Below are 19,997 nucleotides of genomic sequence, written 5' to 3'. Positions count from 1 at the left end.
CGTTCCGAAAGGAACTTTACTATCATAACAAATCGTCTTTGCTATGTCAATAACTTTTTTCGTTTTTCTATTTCTTGCAAGTCGCTGTTTTGTAGCAACGAATAATAATATACCACCGTGAAAAGAAGATGGCAAGAGTTTTTTTCGTTTTTCAAAAGATATTTTAAAAAAGTAAAAATGGCTGCCGATCGTAATCGGCAGCCATCAGTATTAACGGTGTCTCATTTGCGGGAAAAGCAATACGTCTCTAATAGAAGGAGAATTCGTTAAGAGCATTACGAGACGGTCGATGCCGATGCCAAGTCCTCCAGTAGGCGGCATGCCGTACTCCAGCGCTTCGATGAAGTCTTCGTCCATCATGTGTGCTTCATCATTGCCTTTCTCCCGCTCCTGCAGCTGAGCTTCAAAGCGTTCTCTCTGGTCAATAGGATCATTCAGCTCAGTGAAGGCATTGGCGTGCTCCCGTGCTACGATAAAGAGCTCGAAACGGTCTGTGAAACGCGGATCTTCATCATTCTTTTTCGCGAGAGGCGAAATTTCAACCGGATGGCCATAGATAAAAGTAGGCTGAATTAGTGTTTCTTCTACTTTTTGCTCAAAGAACTCATTGATGATGTGGCCGACTGTCATATGTTCTGTTACTTCTACTCCGTGCTCTGCAGCAAGCGCTCTTGCATCTTCTGCGCTCATTTCTTTCCAGAAATCTGCTCCAGTCTCCTGTTTAATGGCATCAACCATATGAAGTCTTGTCCACTCAGGTTCGAGGTTCACTTCATACTCTCCATATTCAACAGTTGTTGTGCCAAGAACATCTTTTGCAATGTGCGCAATGACGTTTTCTGTCAGCTTCATAATATCGTTGAAATCAGCGTAGGCTTCATAAAGCTCAATCATAGTAAATTCAGGATTATGACGAGTTGATACCCCTTCGTTCCTGAACACACGGCCGATTTCATATACTTTTTCCAGTCCGCCGACAATAAGGCGCTTCAAGTGAAGCTCAATCGCGATACGCATGTACAGCGGCATATCAAGGGCATTGTGGTGAGTGATAAATGGACGCGCAGAGGCACCTCCTGGAATGGAGTGCATAGTTGGCGTTTCTACCTCTAAATAGCCATGGTCATCAAGGTAGCGGCGCATGGATTGGATAATTCTGCTTCTCGCAATAAACGTTTCTTTGCTGTCAGGGTTAACAATCAAGTCAAGATAGCGCTGGCGGTAGCGCTGCTCAACATCCTTCAAGCCGTGAAACTTATCAGGCAGAGGGCGAAGCGCTTTAGTCAGAAGCTCAAATGAGGTGGCTTTGACAGACAGCTCGCCAACCTTTGTTTTGAACACATCGCCTGTAATGCCGACAATGTCTCCCAGGTCAGCGGTGTTAAACAGATCATATTGGTCCTCTCCCACTGCATCCTGTCGGATATAAATTTGAATTTGGCCAGTCAGGTCCTGAATATGAGCAAAACCGGCTTTTCCTTTTCCGCGCTTTGTCATGATTCTTCCAGCGATGGTTACAGCGTTTTTCGACTCGTCGAGCTCTTCCTTTGTCTGAGCGTCGTATTTAGCTAAGATTTCTGCTGTTTTATCACTGATGTCAAATCGCTTACCGAACGGGTCAATGCCTTTCTCTCTTAAAGTATGTAGTTTTTCACGCCTTACCTGCAGCTGGTCATTTAATTCTTCATGGTTTTGCTCACTCATGGATCCATCATCTCCAATTCACGTTTTATATCATATTTGCTCTCGCATTTTATCAGAAAAACTGCCAGCCAGGGCTGGCAGCGTAAAATCCTGCAGCAGACCGTCTACCCTGCTTGGATGCCGTCTTCCTGTTTTGCTTCATGCTCTTCCACAAAATGATCAAGAAGCGTCACCATTTCTGCTCTTGTTTCACACGTATTGACTCCGGTCCGAACCATTGCATTGCCCCGGATTCCTTTTAAATACCATGCTGCGTGCTTTCTCATTTCCCTTATTGCGATATGTTCGCCTTTCAGGGATATCAGCCGGTCCAGATGCAGCTTGCATACATCCATTTTTTCCCGGGCCGTCGGTTCTTCGCCAAGCTCTCCTGTTTCAAGGTAGTTCACGGTTCTGTAAATCATCCAGGGGTTTCCAAGCGCAGCACGCCCGATCATAACGCCGTCAACACCTGTTTCATCTAGCATTCTCTTGGCATCCTGAGGGGTTTGCACATCGCCATTGCCGATAACCGGAATAGCAACAGACTGCTTTACTTCTTTAATGATATCCCAATTTGCCGTTCCTTCGTACAATTGGACACGCGTTCTTCCATGGAGAGCTACAGCTTTACCGCCTGCCCGCTCCACAGCGCGAGCGTTTTCCACTGCAAAAATATGGTCATCATCCCAGCCCATGCGCATTTTTACCGTTACAGGCTTATCAACAGCATCTACCACAGCAGAAACCATTTCATAAATTTTGCCCGGATCAAGGAGCCATTTGGCGCCAGCATCACAATTTGTAATTTTAGGAACGGGACATCCCATATTAATATCAATAATGTCTGCCGTTGTGTTTTTATCAACAAACTTGGCTGCTTCGACAAGCGTGTCCTTTTCCCCGCCAAAGATCTGCAGGCTCAAAGGCTTTTCACCTTCATCAATATGAAGCATGCCCATTGTTCTAGCGTTCTTATATAGTATCGCCTTGTCACTGACCATTTCAGCACAAACAAGGCCTGCTCCGAACTCTTTCACTGTCAGGCGAAAGGCAGCATTGCAAACACCGGCCATAGGGGCAAGAATCACACGGTTTTTTAATTCAATATCGCCAATTTTCAGCATTCTATATCCTCCTTTCTTTCATTTTTCTAATCTATCTGCCAGCACATAAAGCTGTTTTCACTCTTCTTTTGGGTAGAGTTCGTCAATGCTTACTTTCAAAGCATCAGCTACTTCCCGGACAAAGCGGTCGCTTGGAACCCGGTTGCCGCGTTCCACTTCGCCCAGTACAGAAACAGAAATGCCAAGATCTTTAGCAAAGGATTCCTGTGTGTAGCCCTTCAGTTTTCGGTAGGCCCTGATCCGTCTCCCCCACTTTTCAGCTTCCATAGTCTTACCCCTTCTTTATCCTGTAGTTGATCTATGATAACCGAAACCGGCTCTGATTGATTGGGTATGGTGAGCTTTGGATTAAGTTCCTGAAGCGGGATGAGGACAAAAGCCCGCTCCATCATCCTCGGATGCGGAACAATTAGTTGCTCTGTCTCAATATTTTCATGATTATACAATAAAATGTCAAGGTCCAAAGTTCTCGGCCCCCACCGGATATCCCTTTTTCTCCCAAGCTTCTGCTCAATTTCTCTGCAGGCTTCTAAAAGCTCTTCTGCTTTAAGAGTTGTTGAAAGCTGTGCCGCCATATTTAAAAACGGCCCTTGATCCTTAAACCCGACCGGGTCCGTTTCATAGAGAGAAGAGATGTTTTCAACGGAGATAGCGGGGTGGGTTCCCAGAAAATGAATCGCTCTGTTTAAATATTCTTCGCGGTCGCCCATATTGGACCCTAGCCCCACGTAGGCCGTATTCATGATCTTCTCCTTGTAATCTCGACCGCTACAGATTGGTAATGGCCAGGGATTGGAGGATCAGGCTTAATAATTTTAACGGTAGTGCCCGCTGCTTCAGGAAATTGCTCCAGTACAGCTCCGGCAATTTTCTCAGCCAGTGATTCGACGAGCTTATAAGGTTTCCCTTCCATGATCTCTTTGCAGAGCTTATAGAGCTCAGCATAATTGATCGAATAGGCCAAATCGTCTGTTTCACCGGCCTTTTTCAGATCCTTCTCAACCGTCAAATCCACCTTGAAGCGCTGGCCCAGTTTATTTTCTTCCTCGAAAACTCCGTGATAGCCGTAAAATTCCATGCCGGTTACATATATTTTATCCATGCTGCGGCACTCCTTTGCCAATCAGAGCATCCATCATTTTAGCCATTCTAGCCATTTCCCGAACATCATGAACTCTTACAATATCGCAGCCTTTTTCGATTCCAAGGCACACAGTAGCCCCTGTTCCTTCCATCCGCTCTTCAGGAGGAAGGTCAAGAACCTTGCCGATGAAGCCCTTTCGTGATGTGCCGAGCAGAACAGGATACCCGAGGTGAGTGAAAAGATCAAGGTTCCGCATCACTTCCATGTTTTCCTGAAAATCCTTTGCAAAGCCAATGCCCGGATCGAGCACTATATGCTCGTCAGGAACTCCTGCAGCTTTGGCAATTTCTATGCTTTCTCTTAAATCTGCCACCATATCTGATGTCAGATGAGTATAATCTCTTTTATGCCTGTTATGCATCAGCACAATTGGCACATTGTAATCTGCAGCAGCTTTTGCGATGTCAGGCTCTGCTTTAGCCCCCCACACATCATTAATGATGGAAGCGCCAGCTTTAACCGCTTCTCTTGCTACATTTGCTTTATATGTGTCAATGGAAATCGGGACATCCATTTCTTTTGAGAGTCTTTCAATAACCGGAATGACTCTTTCCAGCTCTTCATCCTGAGGAACGAATTCAGCACCTGGTCTGGTGGATTCCCCCCCGATATCAATGATGTCCGCGCCATCAGCAGCAAGCCTTTTCGCATGCTTCAGCGCTTCTTCCACATTATCATATTTGCCACCGTCGGAAAATGAATCAGGGGTGACATTCAGGATTCCCATAATGAGCGTTTTTTTGGAATAATCCAGCTGAAAACGCCCGCAATTTAATTGATTTGATTTATTCACTTTCATCGTACTCATCGCTTTCATCCTTTACAGCTCATCACATGCCAATAGCTTTTGCCGGCAGCTTGAGTAGTTTTCCATCAGCATTGCCACCATTGGGCCTTCCCGCCCTCTTAGCACAGCTGTTTCAATCTCTTTAAAAGGAACAATTTCTTGGACGGAATTCACGGCAAACACTTCATCTGCTGCCAGCATCTCGTCTGCTGTATAAAAACCTTCCTCAAAAGGAATATGGAGCTTTTCAAGCAGAGTGAGGATGAATTTTCTTGTAATTCCGTCCAGTATGCCGGTTTGAAGAGATGGGGTATACACTTTTCCGGACTTTGCCCAGAAAAGGTTTGATACGATACCCTCTGCAACATGCCCTTTCTCTGTCAAAAATATTCCTTCAAGAAGCGGGCTGTTTCCCGTCTCCTTCTTGCCGAAGAAATTATTCATATAATGATGGGATTTCATCCGGAATCTTCCCTCAGGCGTATTGCGCTTTACCGTTAAGATTTTTCCCGTTTTTACAGGCGCACCCGTTTGGGGAAGCTTTCTCATGAAACACAATACCGTCGGGTTATCGTAACTTTGATCGGCCAGCATGTTCCCCCCGTCACCGGCAGAAACATTAAGCCTGATCGATACATCTTCATCCTGCAGAGAATTCAGGGCAAGCAGGCTTGAAATGATGCTGTTCACTTTATCAAAATTCAAATGGGTGCGGATTTCAAGTTCAGAAAGCGATCTCCCAAGCCTAGCCAAATGGTCCTTCAGAAGAAAGGGGTGTCCCTTGTAAACCCTAAAGGTTTCAAAGACCCCCAGCCCGTACAGATAGCCATGATCGAAAACAGAAATCCTGGCATCCTCCGGTTTTATATAATCGCCATTCAAGTAAATATACATGAATTAAATGCTCATTTCCGTTCTTTTATAAAATTGGATAAAGTTCCTTAAAAGATCTTTTCCAACGGATGTCATAATCGATTCCGGGTGAAATTGCACGCCTTCAATCGGCAGTTCTTTATGCCTGAGTGCCATAATTTCATTATCTTTTGTCCGCGCTGTGACCGCCAGGCAGTCAGGGAGCGTATCGGGTTTAACGATTAAAGAGTGATACCTTGTTGCTTCAAATGGCTGTTCCATGCCGGTGAAGATGGTTTGGCCATCGTGATGGATCTCAGAGGTTTTCCCGTGCATCAGCTTTTCCGCCCGCACGACATCTCCTCCGAAAACTTGTGCTATGGACTGATGTCCGAGGCAGACGCCAAAGATTGGAATCTCCCCTGCAAATGCTTTAATGGCTTCCATGCTGATTCCTGCTTCATCAGGACTGCAGGGCCCAGGGGAAATCATTAAAAACTCAGGATTCAGCTCTTTGATCTCCTCGATGGTTATTTCATCATTCCGTCTAACAATCAGCTCTTCTCCAAGCTCACCAAGGTACTGCACAAGGTTGTAAGTAAAAGAATCATAGTTATCAATCATTAAAATCACTCTGCTCACCTCATCTGATTATTTGCTCTTCTTTGCTCAGCTCAACGGCTTTTTTCATTGCCATCGCTTTCTTCAGTGATTCTTTGTATTCATGCTTTGGATTGGAATCGATGACGATTCCTGCTCCTGCCTGAATATATCCTGACCCATCTTTTGCAAAAAGGGTCCTGATAACAATATTCAACTCCATATCTCCGCTAAAATCAATCCATCCGATTGATCCTGTATAAATTCCCCTTCTGGCAGGCTCTAATTCTTCAATGATCTCCATTGTCCTTATTTTAGGAGCGCCGGTAATCGTTCCTCCGGGAAATACAGCTTTGATAATGTCATCCAGCTCAACGTCCTGTCTCAGCGTTCCTCTGACGTTTGAGACGATATGCATGACATGGGAATACTTCTCCACAGCCATAAATTCGTCTACCTCTACTGTACCATATTCGCATATTCTGCCGAGATCATTTCTTTCCAAATCAACCAGCATGACATGCTCTGCCCGCTCCTTCTCGTTCCCAATCAGCTCATCTGCAAGTCCTCTGTCCTCTGCTTCGGTTAATCCCCTTGATCTTGTACCGGCTATCGGCCTCGTACTGGCTGAGGAGCCCTTCTTTTTGACAAGAAGCTCAGGCGAACCGCAGACAATCTGAAACTCCGGCGCGTGAAGGTAAGCCATGTAAGGGGAAGGATTCACCCTGCGAAGGCTTTTATATATGTCAAGCGGCTGAGTGGTGAGGGGCATTGCCTGCCTGACTGATAAATTCACCTGAAAGACGTCTCCGTCCGCAATATACTGTTTGATTTTTTCAGCCGCTTCCTTAAATGCCTCTTCTGTAAAATGCCCTTTTTCCAAGCGGGCCTCTTCTGTTTGTGAAACAGGCTCTTCTGCAGCGTCATTATTTGTCCAGCGCTCCTTTAAATTCTGGAGCCTTTTCAGAGCAGAGTCTTCACTCTCACCTTTTTCTGGCTGCACAATCAGCCAAAGAACCTCTTCAAGATGATCATACACGGCTGTTTCGTTAAAAATCATAAAATAAAAATCCGGAGTATCCAGGTCATCCGCTGCAATGGATGGCAGTTTTTCAAACCGGCGCACCGCATCGTAGCTGATAAACCCGATTGCCCCGCCCTGATAATCAGGAAGTTCATTAAGAAGCGGGCGATGAAGCTGTTTGAACCAATCCTTGAAAAGGGCAAGCGGCTCTCCTTTCAAGCTTTGTATCCGGCCGCCTTCCTGGATCGTAAGGGTTTCATCTTTTGCAGATACAACCGCAATGGGGTCTATGCCGGCCATGCTGTATCTTCCGCCTTTACCGCTTTCTAAAATAATATGGCGGCTTTTCTGACGGGCCAAAGTCTCGTATCTTTGGAAAAAAGAACCTGTAAAAGGAATTTGAATAAATAACGGTTTCATTGGACAGCCATTCTCCTCATTCTGTATGTACCTATTATATTTACATAAAGTCCCTGAGAAGGCTATGCTATTTCCAGTGTGAATTTTTGTAAATCAGAAATGCGGAAGCGGCTCAGATCGGGCTAGCCGCTGGAGCTGGACAATACCGAAATGCGCAAGCGGCTTGTTCAGCCCCGACAAGCGCTGGAGAGAAAATCCCGAAAAGTCTGCACTTTGACTTTTTGGGATTTTTCGAAGCGACTCGAGGGGCTAGCCGCTGGAGCTGGACAATCCAACTTCCGAAATCAGCTATCTAAGTACATTTATAATAAATAAAAAAACAGTCCGAAGACTGTTTTTTTAAAACATATTAATCAAATTGGTAAAGAGGTGTGCTTAAATACCGCTCTCCGTTACTAGGGATCACGGCGAGTACTTTTTTGCCTTTGCCAAGCTTCTTGGCTACCTGAAGGGCCGCGCTGATCGCCGCACCTGAAGAAATTCCTCCTAGAAGACCTTCCTCTCTTGCAGCTCTTCTGGCATATTCAAAGGCTTCATCGTTCTGAATTTTAATGATTTCATCGTAGACCTCAGTATCAAGTGTATCCGGTACAAAGCCTGCACCAATACCCTGGATTTTGTGAGGACCTGGCTTTCCTCCAGAAAGAACGGGTGAGTCAGCCGGTTCTACCGCAATGATTTTGATGTTCGGATATTTTTCCCTAAGGACTGTACCAGCACCTGAGATGGTACCGCCTGTACCGATTCCTGAGATAAAGGCATCAAGCTGATCCCCCATTTGACGAACGATCTCAGGACCTGTTGTTTGACGGTGAACTTCAGGGTTCGCTTCGTTCTTGAACTGCTGCGGCATGAAATAGCCATGCTCTTTGGAAAGTTCTTCTGCCTTGCGGATTGCTCCGCCCATGCCTTCTGCGCCTGGCGTCAGGACAAGCTCAGCACCATAAGCCTTCAGAAGGTTTCGGCGCTCTGTACTCATTGTATCAGGCATAACCAGAATAGCTTTGATTCCTTTCGCGGCAGCGACCATCGCAAGGCCGATTCCTGTGTTGCCGCTTGTCGGCTCAATTAATGTATCTCCAGGTTTTAAGTCGCCGCTTTTTTCAGCTGCTTCAATCATAGCAAGTGCGATGCGGTCCTTTACACTGCTTCCCGGATTCATAAATTCAAGCTTCAAATATACTTCTGCACTGTCTTCCTCAACTAAGCGGTTCAGCTTAAGAATTGGTGTTTCGCCAACCAGCTCATGAATAGAATTTGCAACGCGAGTCAAAACAACCACCTCATATTCCGAGTATTTTTATAGGTAATATAAAAAATTTATCAACTATATTCGGAATTGTCAATCATTTGGGCTTAGGTCCTTATTACTGCGCAGGTCCTGTTTTCAGCTCTTCCAGCTCAACTTTAGAGAACTGGTACACTTCATTGCAGAAATGGCATTGGGCTTCCGCTCCGCCATCTTCATCAATCATGCTTTGAATTTCATCATTTCCCAGGCTGACAATAGCGCTGGCGATACGATCTCTTGAACATTGGCATTTAAATTGAACCGGCATTTTTTCCAGAATTTTGACTTGTCCTTCGCCAAGCACTTCTTCCAGAATTTCTTCCGGTGTTAATCCCCGTTCAATCATTTTAGAAATCGGCTGGATTGACTTTAGCCTGTTCTCAATCTTTGTGATCGTTTCGTCCTTTGTTCCAGGCATCAGCTGGATCATAAAACCGCCCGCTGCAAGAACTGTGTTGTCAGGATTAACAAGCACTCCAACACCGACAGAAGAGGGAACCTGTTCTGATGAGACAAGATAATACGTAAAATCTTCCCCAAGCTCGCCGGAAACAATTGGCACCTGGCCTGTGAAATGTTCCTTCATGCCAAGATCCTTAACAATTGTCAGCATTCCTTCTGTACCGACCGCTCTCGCTACGTCAAGCTTTCCATGCTCGTTCAAGTCAAAGTGGGTTTGCGGGTGTGACACATAACCCCTTACTTCGCCTTTTGCATTGGCATCGACCAAAATGGCGCCGATCGGACCCCCGCCCTCAACTTTGATCGTCAGCTTGTTATCTCCTTTTAGCATAGCGCCAAGCATCAGTCCTGCAGTTAAAGATCTGCCAAGGGCAGCTGTTGCTGTCGGCCAGGTCTGATGCCTCCTTTGCGCTTCACCTGCTGTATCGGTTGTATCTGCAGCGTATGCCCTGATTTGGCCGTCATACGCAATCGCTTTAATTAAATAATCCATTCAAATCTAACTCCTTTCGCAACTAGCTCCTGTTGCGCTCATAAATCAGCTGCAAGCCTTTTAATGTCAAGAATGGATCGACCACATCGATAATAGTGGACTCATTAGCAATTAAAGAAGCGAGACCGCCAGTAGCAATGACTTTTGCATGCTGTCCTGTCTGCTCCCTCATCCTGCTCACTATGCCTTCTACTTGTCCTACATAACCGTAGAGAATGCCTGATTGCATAGCGCCAACCGTGTTTTTACCGATAATATGTTCAGGTCTTGCGATCTCAATCCTCGGCAGCTTGGAAGCTCTTGTATAGAGCGCTTCTGTTGAGATATTGACTCCCGGCGCAATGGCACCGCCCATATATTGCTTGTCTTCGTTAATATAGCAATACGTTGTTGCTGTTCCAAAATCCACGATGATAAGCGGACTGCCATATAAATGAATGCCAGCTACAGCATTTACAATCCGGTCAGCACCGACTTCCTTCGGGTTATCATATTTAATATTCAGCCCTGTTTTCATGCCAGGACCTACAATCAGCGGTGCGGAGCTGAAATATTTCGTACACATTCTTTCAAGCGCAAACATAATAGGCGGGACTACCGAGGATATTATAATACCTTGAATATCCTGAAAATGTATGCCAACATGCTCAAACAGCGATTTGAAAATCATGCCAAATTCATCTTCAGTCTTATTGCGGCTAGTCTCAATTCTCCAATGGTGCTTTAATGTATCTCCTTCGTAAACCCCAATAACAGTATTTGTATTGCCGACATCCAGTACTAGTATCATCTTTCTCACCACTTCTATAGTTTCTCTTTTGCATGGCATACCATTCTGAAAATATCATATCATAAAGCTTTGCATCAATCCCATAGGCGGATTCTGGTTTTTAGAACAGAAAAAGCCGCCAGCATATTGGCCGGCGGCTTGTTACTTTTAGTCGTTATGCGGAGGATCAACCGGTTCTGTCAATTGAGAAGGTTCATCCCTTTTTTGGATGTTGACCTTAACATCAGTGTCAGCCAAATCTTCCGGACGCTCTGGAAGCTTGCCGTGATCCACAAGGTATTTGATTTGATTTGCATCAAGTGTTTCAACATCAAGCAGGGTCTTGGCAATGAGCTCAAGCTTATCCCTGTTATCTGTCAGAATTGTCTTAGCACGCGCATATGACTGCTTCACAAATTCCTGAATTTCCATATCAATTTGGTGAGCAATGGCATCACTGTAGTTCTGCTCATTATTGAAGTCCCGTCCAAGGAATACCTGTCCTTGAGACTGACCGAATTGAAGAGGTCCAAGCTTATCAGACATACCGAATTCTGTTACCATGCGGCGGGCAATGCCTGTCGCACGCTGGAAGTCATTGGATGCGCCTGTACTTACTTCACCGAAGATGATTTCTTCAGCTACACGGCCGCCGAGAAGGCCTGTAATTTTATCAAGCAGCTCCGGCTTTGTCATAAAGTAGCGGTCTTCCTTCGGCAGCATAACGGCATAGCCGCCAGCCTGGCCGCGCGGTACGATCGTAACCTTATGAACCATTTCCGCTTCATCCAGCATAATGCCGATAACAGTATGGCCTGCTTCATGATAAGCTACAATATTTCTTTCTTTCTCAGATATCACACGGCTCTTCTTAGCAGGGCCGGCGATGACTCTGTCTGTTGCTTCATCGATATCTGACATATCGACTTTCTTTTTATTCAAACGGGCTGCAACAAGTGCTGCTTCGTTCAGAAGATTTTCCAAATCAGCGCCAGAGAAACCAGGAGTTCTCATAGCAATGGATTTCAGATCAACGCTTGAATCAAGCGGCTTGTTGCGGGCATGTACATGAAGCACTGCTTCACGGCCTTTCACATCCGGTCTGTCAACTGTGATCTGACGGTCAAAGCGTCCCGGGCGAAGAAGCGCCGGGTCAAGAATGTCAGGTCGGTTCGTTGCTGCCACAATGATAATTCCTTCATTGGCGCTGAAACCGTCCATTTCAACCAATAGCTGGTTGAGCGTCTGCTCTCTTTCATCATGTCCGCCGCCAAGTCCGGCGCCGCGCTGGCGTCCGACTGCGTCAATTTCATCAATGAAAATGATGCAGGGAGCATTCTTTTTCGCATTTTCAAACAAATCACGAACACGGGATGCACCGACACCGACGAACATCTCAACGAAATCAGATCCACTGATGGAGAAGAACGGAACACCGGCTTCCCCTGCAGCTGCACGGGCAAGAAGTGTTTTACCTGTTCCTGGAGGCCCTACTAGAAGCACGCCTTTAGGAATTCTCGCACCAAGTTCAGCGAACTTGCGAGGGTCTTTCAGGAATTCAACTACCTCAATCAATTCCTGTTTCTCTTCGTCAGCTCCCGCTACATCTTTGAATTTCACTTTTTTCTTTTCTTCGCTGTAGAGCTTCGCTTTGCTTTTGCCAAAATTCATGACACGGCTTCCGCCGCCCTGAGCCTGGTTCAGCAAGAAGAAGAAAAGGATGAAAATAATGATGAACGGTATGATCGAAGTAAAGAATGTCACCCATCCGCTTGTTTCTTCAGCGGGCTGGAAATCAACGCTTGTCTGGTCTTTCGCAGCCACATTCTTCTGGCTTTGTGTCTTAATGTAATTATCCACACGCGCAAGACCTGCCTGGTCAGGAATATGTGTCATGAAAAATTGATCTTTCGGGGCCTCTTTAAGCTGCCCTTTCACTTCATAAACGCCGCGTACCGGCTGTACGGTTAATGATTTAACTTTCCCTTCTTCCAACTGGGAAACGAACGTGTTATACGTTACTTGATCAGGCTTGCCGCTGTTGCCGTTGAAGAAACTGACAACCCCAATCACAACAAGAAATATAAGTAAATAAAAAACGGTATTCCGGAAGATACGACTCATTCCTTACCTCCTCCCACAGTAGGCACAACTACCTCAAATAGTATCATAGAAAATCATTCCAGTACAAATATTATGACCACTCAAACTGTCTGCTGTTTATTCGCTTTTTTGATAAATTTCCGGCTTCAGAACACCGATATAAGGAAGGTTTCTGTAGCGTTCAATATAATCCAGGCCATATCCTACTACGAAAGCATCAGGCACTTCAAATCCAACATAATCAGCATGAATATCTGATTTTCTTCCTGTCGGCTTATCAAGCAGCGTGACAATCTTAATGGACTTTGCTTTGCGGTAGCGGAAAAGCTCTACCAGATAGCTCAGCGTTAAGCCGCTGTCGATAATATCTTCAATGATCAGGATGTCTCTTCCTTCAACGGAAGTGTCCAGATCCTTCAGGATTTTAACCTCTCCTGAAGATACTGTTGAGGTACCATAGCTTGAAACATCCATGAAGTCCATTTCAAGGTATGTATCAATATGCTTAATCAGGTCAGCCATAAACGGCATAGCCCCTTTTAATACACAAATGGCAAGCGGGAAGCGGCCGCTGTACTCTTCAGACAGCGTTGTACCCAATTCCTTCACTTTGCTCTGTATTTCTTCTTCTGTAATAAGAACTTTTTCAATATCTTTTTTCATTTTCGCATTGCCCCCTAGAAGATTCCTTGCTCGTCATAATGTAATACAATGTACTCACCGTTGTTTGCTCTTGTTTGCTCCAGGGCTGACTTCTTAAGCCCCGGCAGCCACATGATGCTGCCTCTTCCATCTTCTACAATGGGCCAGAGATCCCTCTCTGCCAAAGGAATCTTTGCGTCAATAAATATATCTTTGACTTTTTTTGAGCCGTTCATGCCCTTCACTTCCATTTTGTCTCCTGCGTTTCTGGAACGGACGATCAGCGGAAGTTCCACATCAGTCCGGCTAACAATAAAGGAATGATTACTTGCTTTTATTTCAGCAGGATCAGCTGAAATAAAGGCGCTTATATAACACCCATTTGGGAGATTTAACATTCCAGGAGGAGTAAATTCCAGACAATACGGAGAATGTTCTTCATGTTCAAAGGTAAACAAACAGCGATGATATGACTTTGTTACCTTTAAACCGCCTGGGAAATTAAGCGACCCTGAAGGATGTGTCTGGGAGAGCAGCTGCAGCAGACTCTCAATATGTAAAGAAGAGAAAGATACTGGAACATCTTTATAGAGATAGTTTAATATTAGTTGAATACCCCGCCTTTGTAAAGGCAAAGGGAGCCTTTTCAGCTCATCGGAATCTATCTCTAAAGCATCCTTTTCCTTTCTTATCCATACTCTATTCATTTCTCTTTCAGTTAATTCCTGCAAGAGACGGTCATCTTCAAGCTGCAGCTCGCTGAAATTCTGGAATCTCTCATGCGCAAGCGGGTTTTCTTCTTTTATAAAAGGGAGCACATACTTGCGAAAACGGTTCCGGGTATAAGCATCTGAATCGTTGCTTGGGTCATATCTTGGATTCAGCCCATGCTTTTCGCTGTAGTCAAGAATCTCTTTTCTCGATGTGCCGAGGAAAGGCCTAATCAGATAACCGTTCCCGAACGGCCTTTTCACCTGGATGCCGGCTGACGATTTTCCGGCAGCCCCTCTGACAAGCCTCATCAGGATCGTTTCAATCTGATCGTCTCCATGGTGGGCGAGTGCGAGATACCGTGCACCAGTTTCAGCCATTGCTTCGTCGAAAAAGCTGTACCGGCATTCTCTGGCAGCAGCCTGAGAACTTAGGCGGTGTTCTTTTGCATAAGCAGCTGCATCCATTTGCTTTGCCATAAAAGGAATACGATGCTCCCGGCAAAATGTTTCAACAAACTTCATCTCATTTTCAGATTGCTTCCCCCTGAACATATGATCCACATGAACAGCGATTACCTGAATGCCGAGCTTATCCTTCATTGAGTGAAGAAGATGAAGCAGAACAAGTGAATCCGGTCCGCCGGAAACTCCTGCTGCAATAGTTGAAAAAGGCTCTATCAGCTCATGTTTTTTAATAAAGGCATAGAAACTTTCCAATAGAATAACCTCTTTGGCAATGCTCGTTAATCTTAAGCAGTAAAACCCCGCTTAAGTTATAAATATCCTACCATTTTTGCCGGACAGCCTGCAAAAAAGATGCAAAAGTTCACACTTCAGCCATAATTCTGCCTAGGGGAGCAGAATATGAAAGTAGTACATCATGCAAAGAACTGCCAAACCGGCCATTACAAGCACTCCTTCCAGCAGTCCTGCCAGCTTATTCTTTTTTTTGCGGCGCGTGCTTCTTTTCATAGCAGCTGCTTCCGGCTTTTTGGCAGCCTGTTTTTTTACAGGCGTCACAGGCCGGGAAACAGGAGGGGTTTCTGACCTTTGCAGCAAATCAAGCATGTCATGCCTCATTTCCTCTGCACTTATGTATTCCCCATATAAACCTTTCCATAACAGCCTTTTCTGCTTTTTTAAGAATGGATGTGCCTCTATTTTTTCAGAAAGCAGCTGTTTTGAATCGCCGTTCCTTGAAAATCGCTTTGGATAGACGGAATTGATGATAATCATAGAGACGGCAAAGAGATCGTACCGCTCATCCGCTTTCCGGTCTCCCAGCCCCCAATATCCTCTGTCGAAGAAATCGGTGAATTCTTTAACGGCTCTTCCTTTAATCGTCGTTCCGCCGACATCAACAAAGCGGATTTTCACTGGATCAGGCGATACAATCAGGTTCTCAGGCTTCAGATCGCCGAAAACCCAGCCGCCTTCATGCAGCTCCTGAAGGTTGGAGAGGAGCTGCAGCATTAAAACAGCGATCCATTCGCTTCCTTTTCCTTTTATAAAATCAAGGTAGGGCTTTCCCTGGATATATTCCATGGCATAAAAGGCAATCGGCTGTGCTCTGCCGGGCCTGATCCAGTCATCTGTATCAAGTAAAAAAGGCCCCAGCGAGGAACCTTGGGCCTTCGAAAAAGTTTTCAGCACATTTACTTCAGAGGTAATAGACAAGCTATTTTCGCTCAGCTTTAAAGCAGAGTAGCCTCCTTTTCCTTTTGCGAGATAAACAATCCCGTTAGCACCGTGCCCAAGAGGTCTTACAATTTCATACGTATTGCTATGCCATTTACCGGTAACAATCGTCCCGGGTCCAGCCTTACATGCCTGATTCGCCGTAGTATGGTTCATCTTCCAATCCGCCTCTCATGGAGCGTGCATTCCCAAATGATTTGATGGCCGCTCTGATTGCAGGCCCTGTTGGAGTCATGCCTCCAGTCAGAAGCTTTGGAAAGATAGATGACAGCGATTCAAGCTTCGGCGTCCAGTTCAGCACCTGTTCCACTTCATTGTTTTTCCCGGGAAATATATGAATAGAGAAAAGGTTGTTTCCAATTCTGGAGTTCAAGCTGATTGATAAGTCCAGCAGTGACTCTTTTACCTGCTGCAGCTTTGGCTTCATGCTGGCGCTCGTATCAACGAGCACAAGTATTTTCAAGGAAACGGTTTCTCCAAGCTCATCAACCACCTCCATGATTTCTCCCCGCTTTTCAGGCGGAAGCTCTTCCATCGTAACCTTTTTCCCTAAGATCTCCTGCAGCTCCTGATTGACAACGCCCTGAAGCGTTTGGGTCATAGCCTGCCTTGTCACCATTTGAACAGTCTGTGACAGCTGCTGTGCGTAAACGATCTGACTGACGCCCCCTCCGGAAGAGGCAATTCCTTCTATCTCCCTTATGGCATCATGATCTATAATGCTTTCTTCTACTACTCCGATAACGTTGACGGTAATGCCCTGCTCTTTTGCCAGTGCAGCCATTGCCACCGGGTCTTCCCCATGGTTGGAACACCCATCAGTAATCAGCAGAATCTGGCGCAAATTTCCTTTATTCATTTTCACGCACTCCTTTGGCTAAAGAAGCTGCTGCTTATTTTCAGGCCGTGGACTCTTTTTATTTTCCGGACCTCTGTCCCTTCATCCTGTCCTGCCCTTTTTCGCTTCAGCTGTAATGTTACCATCCTCGCCAACTGACAGAGTGTTTATACGGTTTTCTTAAGAAACGATGCTCTCCTTTTTATAGTAGCGGGAAGAAGGGATCGATGACCATTTCGGTGTATTGTGGTCTATCCGTGCAACCACGATTGTCATATCATCCTCTATCTTTCCGGCTCTTGTCCGGATAACCTCCTCCATTATTAAATCGGCCACTTCCTGCGGATCGGTTGTTTCAAGCTCGGATATTTTCCTTTTCATCCAAATATCATGGTTCTCCACGTGCTTCGGCCCTTCAAAAATACCGTCGCTCATCATGATGAGAAGATCGCCCGCCTTCATCTGTTCGCCGACAATGTCCACCTCCAGCTCATCAATAATGCCCATCGGCAGATTGCTTGCCTGAACCTTCATCACCCTTTCCCCCCGTTTCACAAAGCTTGGGGTGGAGCCGATTTTTAAAAATTTGCAGTGTGCGTCCTGCAAATCCACGATTGCCAGATCGAGAGTGGAGAACATCTCTTCTGTGGTGCGAAGCGAGAGAATGGAATTGACCGTTTTGATCGCTACTTTCTCATCAATGCCTGACTGAAGAATTTTTTCAAGCAGCTTGATTGTCTCATTGCTTTCAAAATGGGCTCTTACGCCATTGCCCATGCCGTCACTGATAGCAATGGCGTACTTTCCTACTCCAAGGTCGATCATTGAATAGCTGTCTCCTGAAACCAGACCTCCTCCTTTGGCAGCATGAGCTGCACCTGTTTCCACTTTGTACGTCTTGGAAGAACCAAGAGAAACATGGCAGAATCCATTTGGATACATGGCGCATTCTTCCCGTTTCACTATAATGGGTTCCTCTAATATATCTGAAAGCATGGGAGCTATTATTTTCTCGCATTCGCCGTGACCCTGGCAGTACGGGATGCTCATCTCAATATCGATGTTCCCCTGCTCAAGGCTGTAAATATCAACATTGGTTATGCTGACTCCAAAGTTCTGAAGCGCATCCAGTATCTGTTCTTCCTGGTGAAAATGGTTTTCTCTTTCCCTCTTAATTTCTTTTGAAAAGTCATCCATCACCTGTGAGACACCCAGGAGCTGTTCCGCTACCAGCTTTCTGCTTTCCTGCACCTGCTCTTTCAGCTTTAAGTTAGCTTTAAAAACATTGATTTCCTGTTCAATCGCCTCCTCCACTATTTTCGGTTTGGAGCAGTGCTGCTGAAATTCCTTTTTCAGCTTCCGGTTTGTCTGATATTTTCCTTTCATTGTCTCAGATGTCATTTCACTCATCAGATCATAGGTCGCATTAAAATTCTGCACCCAGCATCTTTCTTTTTTATAGCAATTCTGGCAGCTCTTTTCTGTAATCGAGCTGAGAAACAGATCTATTTCCTGCTCTTGGCCGCCTTCTTCACTTTTTTCGTAAAAGGAAGCAAAGCTTTCAGACAGCGCAAGGAATACTTTAGAAAACTGGTCCACTCTGTTCGCTGTAACATCTCTTATCTTTCTTGCATAAAGCTGCTGCTCCTGAGCATGTTCATTTGTGCCTGGAATGTGCTTGCTCAGGCTGCTTGTCACCTTTTTAGGAGTAAGGAAAAACAGCACGATGGCAATGAGCGACTCTCCAAGGGTTGTCATTAAATCTGCAGAGCCCTCGCCATACAGGGAAAGAAGCATGCTTCCCACCACAAGGCCGATGGCAGCCCCCACTTTTTTCCCTTCTTTTAATAGTCCTCCGAGAAGCCCGGAAAATGCCAGCAAGCTCATTTGATATAGATTGCCGACATTCGCCAGGCTTAAGATCAGGCCGGTGACCACCCCCACTGTACAGCCGATGCTTGAGCCTGCTATAAAAGCAAAGAGAAGCACAGCGTACCTGGAAAAAACGTGTTCAGCCTGAAAATGCATATATGAGACGCCGACGAATCCGGTCATAGCCGAGGCAATCAGAATCATCAGGCAAATAATTTCTTCTACTTTCAGCGTTTGTTTATATTTATTGGCCGACATGAGCGGCAGACTTTGAAGAAAAATCAAGGTGAGAATAAAGGAAAGGCCTGATTCAACTCCAGCCATTAAGCTATTGTACGGAGTGATCGCTCCATCTATCACATAAGAGAAAGCAAGCCTAGAGGTCAGGACCGAAAGAAAGATAAGCAAGGGGAGAATTTTCAGCTGTTCTTTTATAAAATAGGAAAAGAGTTTATGACAGATAAAAAACATGAGCAGGTTTGCCCCTATAAATGCTGATGTTTCCAAAGAGACCGTTGCCCCTCCTGCCAGAAGTGCAGCCGCACCGACAAGCGCTTTATCCTTTTTGATCAGCATCAGAACCCCAAAATACGGGAGGGCAAAAGGAAGGATTTCTGTTAATATGACAGCTCGTCCGAGCAAAAAGCCGATAAAGATATAGAGAAGTCCTGCATTGTACCAAACTGCCTGAAACTTCGCTCCCATCTTAAAGAACATTTTCTGAAATGCCTGCTGTGTTTTTTCAAGACTAACACCTGTTACAGGCTCCATCATCCTTCTTTCTGCTTTATCCATTTTCATACCCCCGATTGATGTTGATGGTTGTTATTATAGTCAAGGGTTACTTCTGAATTTGTCAAAAAAAGGTTGTGTTATCTAGAAAACGTTCGACTATATTTGTTGCAAGCCCCAGTATTTTTCACCTTCCCGCTTGCATTCTTCCTAATTCTTCTGATTTTTTTGTTGAGGAAAGGGCAGATGTCCGTTATTTTGGAGTCTTTTCTTTTGAATATTTTTTAATTTGGAGGTTTATATTGGTAATTTAAGAAAAACGCAAGCCGCTTGCTAGCGGCTGGAGCCGGACAACTTCGAAAAGCGCAAGCAGCTCGTTCAGCCCCGGCAAGCGCTGGAGGAAAACTCTTAAAAGTCTGGGCTTGGACTTTTAGGAGTTTTTCGAAGTGACTAAAGAATCAGGCAAGCGGCTGGAGCCGGACACATCCACTTCTGATAACCAGTTATCCAAGTACTTTTAAAAATTCTGATCTTATGAAAATCAAAAAAGCAGCCCTCCAAATGGATGAGCTGCTTGCTATAAGAATGACCCGTACGGGATTCGAACCCGTGTTACCGCCGTGAAAGGGCGGTGTCTTAACCGCTTGACCAACGGGCCGTATGTATATGGTAGCGGCGGAGGGGATCGAACCCCCGACCTTACGGGTATGAACCGTACGCTCTAGCCAGCTGAGCTACACCGCCATA

At 45.4% G+C, this 19,997-nt stretch carries 18 protein-coding genes and 2 tRNA genes; all 20 read right to left on the bottom strand.

From position 1 onward, the window contains the following. Positions 1 to 210: 210 nt before the first annotated feature. Complete coding sequence (gene lysS, locus LRR81_RS20710) at positions 211 to 1,704, bottom strand: lysine--tRNA ligase (protein WP_231791320.1); 1,494 nt, start codon at positions 1,702 to 1,704, stop codon at positions 211 to 213. Positions 1,705 to 1,808: 104 nt separating this feature from the next. Then, positions 1,809 to 2,810: a tRNA dihydrouridine synthase DusB gene (gene dusB, locus LRR81_RS20705; RefSeq protein WP_231791319.1), complete on the bottom strand. Its 1,002-nt coding sequence runs from the start codon at positions 2,808 to 2,810 to the stop codon at positions 1,809 to 1,811. Between the two features lie 57 nt (positions 2,811 to 2,867). Further along, positions 2,868 to 3,077 carry a helix-turn-helix domain-containing protein gene (locus LRR81_RS20700; RefSeq protein ID WP_231791318.1) on the bottom strand — a complete coding sequence of 70 codons (210 nt, stop codon included), beginning with the start codon at positions 3,075 to 3,077 and terminating at the stop codon, positions 2,868 to 2,870. Further along, entirely contained in the window at positions 3,029 to 3,553 is a 525-nt protein-coding gene (gene folK / locus LRR81_RS20695; RefSeq protein WP_269448753.1) for a 2-amino-4-hydroxy-6-hydroxymethyldihydropteridine diphosphokinase, read from the bottom strand. Before folK ends, LRR81_RS20700 begins: the two co-directional genes overlap by 49 nt. Beyond that, complete coding sequence (folB, locus tag LRR81_RS20690; RefSeq protein WP_231791317.1) at positions 3,550 to 3,912, bottom strand: dihydroneopterin aldolase; 363 nt, start codon at positions 3,910 to 3,912, stop codon at positions 3,550 to 3,552. Before folB ends, folK begins: the two co-directional genes overlap by 4 nt. Further along, complete coding sequence (folP, locus tag LRR81_RS20685; protein ID WP_408631634.1) at positions 3,905 to 4,762, bottom strand: dihydropteroate synthase; 858 nt, start codon at positions 4,760 to 4,762, stop codon at positions 3,905 to 3,907. Before folP ends, folB begins: the two co-directional genes overlap by 8 nt. A 12-nt stretch (positions 4,763 to 4,774) precedes the next feature. Further along, positions 4,775 to 5,635 (bottom strand): aminodeoxychorismate lyase, encoded by an 861-nt coding sequence (gene pabC, locus LRR81_RS20680; protein ID WP_231791316.1) that lies wholly within the window; start codon positions 5,633 to 5,635, stop codon positions 4,775 to 4,777. 3 nt (positions 5,636 to 5,638) lie between these two features. Continuing rightward, entirely contained in the window at positions 5,639 to 6,226 is a 588-nt protein-coding gene (gene pabA, locus LRR81_RS20675) for an aminodeoxychorismate/anthranilate synthase component II (protein ID WP_231791315.1), read from the bottom strand. A 10-nt stretch (positions 6,227 to 6,236) separates the two neighbouring features. Next, complete coding sequence (locus LRR81_RS20670; protein WP_231791314.1) at positions 6,237 to 7,637, bottom strand: anthranilate synthase component I family protein; 1,401 nt, start codon at positions 7,635 to 7,637, stop codon at positions 6,237 to 6,239. 349 nt (positions 7,638 to 7,986) lie between these two features. Then, positions 7,987 to 8,910 (bottom strand): cysteine synthase A, encoded by a 924-nt coding sequence (cysK, locus tag LRR81_RS20665; RefSeq protein WP_231791313.1) that lies wholly within the window; start codon positions 8,908 to 8,910, stop codon positions 7,987 to 7,989. A 94-nt stretch (positions 8,911 to 9,004) separates the two neighbouring features. Then, entirely contained in the window at positions 9,005 to 9,883 is an 879-nt protein-coding gene (gene hslO / locus LRR81_RS20660) for an Hsp33 family molecular chaperone HslO (RefSeq protein ID WP_231791312.1), read from the bottom strand. Between the two features lie 22 nt (positions 9,884 to 9,905). Further along, on the bottom strand, positions 9,906 to 10,673 hold the full coding sequence (locus LRR81_RS20655) for a type III pantothenate kinase (protein WP_231791311.1): 768 nt from the start codon (positions 10,671 to 10,673) through the stop codon (positions 9,906 to 9,908). 147 nt (positions 10,674 to 10,820) lie between these two features. Next, positions 10,821 to 12,776, bottom strand: a complete 1,956-nt coding sequence (ftsH, locus tag LRR81_RS20650; protein ID WP_231791310.1) for an ATP-dependent zinc metalloprotease FtsH — start codon at positions 12,774 to 12,776, stop codon at positions 10,821 to 10,823. A 96-nt stretch (positions 12,777 to 12,872) separates the two neighbouring features. Next, positions 12,873 to 13,418 (bottom strand): hypoxanthine phosphoribosyltransferase, encoded by a 546-nt coding sequence (gene hpt / locus LRR81_RS20645; RefSeq protein WP_231791309.1) that lies wholly within the window; start codon positions 13,416 to 13,418, stop codon positions 12,873 to 12,875. A 14-nt stretch (positions 13,419 to 13,432) separates the two neighbouring features. Next, the gene (tilS, locus tag LRR81_RS20640; RefSeq protein ID WP_408631636.1) at positions 13,433 to 14,833 is read right to left on the bottom strand and encodes a tRNA lysidine(34) synthetase TilS; all 1,401 of its coding nucleotides are present in this window, start codon (positions 14,831 to 14,833) and stop codon (positions 13,433 to 13,435) included. Positions 14,834 to 14,959: 126 nt separating this feature from the next. Then, complete coding sequence (locus LRR81_RS20635) at positions 14,960 to 15,964, bottom strand: serine/threonine-protein kinase (RefSeq protein ID WP_231791307.1); 1,005 nt, start codon at positions 15,962 to 15,964, stop codon at positions 14,960 to 14,962. Then, positions 15,933 to 16,667, bottom strand: coding sequence for a VWA domain-containing protein (locus LRR81_RS20630; RefSeq protein ID WP_231791306.1), 735 nt, complete (start codon positions 16,665 to 16,667; stop codon positions 15,933 to 15,935). The genes LRR81_RS20635 and LRR81_RS20630 overlap by 32 nt, the downstream gene beginning before the upstream one ends. 159 nt (positions 16,668 to 16,826) lie before the next feature. Further along, on the bottom strand, positions 16,827 to 19,313 hold the full coding sequence (gene spoIIE / locus LRR81_RS20625) for a stage II sporulation protein E (protein ID WP_231791305.1): 2,487 nt from the start codon (positions 19,311 to 19,313) through the stop codon (positions 16,827 to 16,829). Positions 19,314 to 19,836: 523 nt separating this feature from the next. Beyond that, positions 19,837 to 19,908, bottom strand: a tRNA-Glu gene (locus LRR81_RS20620). Between the two features lie 9 nt (positions 19,909 to 19,917). Continuing rightward, positions 19,918 to 19,994: transfer RNA gene (locus LRR81_RS20615), tRNA-Met, on the bottom strand. Between the last annotated feature and the right edge of the window lie 3 nt (positions 19,995 to 19,997).

The sequence above is a fragment of the Metabacillus kandeliae genome (assembly GCF_021166585.1).
Taxonomy (GTDB): domain Bacteria; phylum Bacillota; class Bacilli; order Bacillales; family Bacillaceae; genus Metabacillus_B; species Metabacillus_B kandeliae.
This window is presented reverse-complemented; position numbering and strand designations above follow the sequence as displayed.